This is a genomic window from Massilia consociata (assembly GCF_042432755.1).
Lineage (GTDB): Bacteria > Pseudomonadota > Gammaproteobacteria > Burkholderiales > Burkholderiaceae_D > Telluria > Telluria consociata.
In genome coordinates, this window is the sequence record NZ_JBHLWP010000027.1 from 1 (window position 1) to 1046 (window position 1046).

Annotated in this window: 1 protein-coding gene; it reads left to right on the forward strand. The window is 60.0% G+C overall.

What is annotated here, in order from left to right; genetic code table 11:
• The first annotated feature begins 62 nt into the window (after positions 1–62).
• Positions 63–992, forward strand: coding sequence for an IS5 family transposase (locus tag ACFFJK_RS21615; RefSeq protein WP_379681729.1), 930 nt, complete (start codon positions 63–65; stop codon positions 990–992).
• Positions 993–1046: the final 54 nt, after the last annotated feature.

Genomic DNA, 1046 nt, shown 5'->3' on the forward strand with positions numbered 1-1046 from the left:
GGCTTTGTTGCGTAAATCAGGTTCGACCAGCGTAGAACCCGCAGGTCTGGTAGCCTGAACGGATGAAACCAGCTCCACAGAAGTACCGCACGACGAACTGGAAGACGTACAACGAAGCCCTCAAGGCACGCGGCTCGCTGCTGATCTGGCTTGATCCAACGATGAATTGGCACGGCCAGCCGAGCGGCAAACGCGGGCGTCGCCAGACGTCCAGCGACGAGGCGATTCAGTTCTGCCTGAGCATCAAGTGCCTCTTCAATTTACCACTGCGGCAGGCCATGGGCATGGCGCAAAGTTTGCTGCCCCTGGCCGGGTTCGATTGGCCGGTGCCGGACTACAGCACGGTCAGCCGGCGCCAGAAGACGCTGCAGGTTGCCATTGGAGCGGTGCCGACCACGACGGGACTGCATCTGCTGGTGGATAGCACGGGCATCAAGATGCTGGGCGAAGGCGAGTGGAAGACGAAGAAGCACGGCGCGGAATACCGCCGTCAATGGCGCAAGGTGCACCTTGGGATCGACGCGTCCACTTTGGAGATCCGAGCCATGGAGGTGACCGACAACAGCATTGGCGATGCGCCTGTCCTGCCAGCGCTGCTCGACCAAATTCCTGTCGATGAGAAGATTGCCAGCGTCAGCGGCGATGGCGCTTATGACACGAAGGACTGCCACGAGGCCATCGCCCGGCGTGCCGCTCCAGCCATCATCCCGACCCGCAAGAATGCCAAACCCTGGAAGGCGAACCGCTGCGGTGCCAATGAGCGTAACGAGATACTGCACACGACGCGCAGGCTGGGTCGGGCGATCTGGAAGAAGTGGAGCGGATACCACCGGCGCAGTCTTGTCGAAACCAAAATGCGCTGCTTCAAGCTGTTGGGCGAATGCGTCATGGCACGCGACTTCGATCGTCAGGTGGCCGAATTGCAGATACGTGCTGACGTGCTCAACCGCTTCACTCGGATGGGCACCCCGATTACGGTCCCGGTGTTATAAAACTAACCACAAATAGCGTCAGCTCGGCCTTCGCTCGATTTGCTCAACAAAGCC

Bases quoted from the DNA above. Each gene is read 5' to 3' on its own strand.
- ACFFJK_RS21615 (WP_379681729.1), top strand. From the start codon at position 63: ATGAAACCAGCTCCACAGAAGTACCGCACGACGAACTGGAAGACGTAC.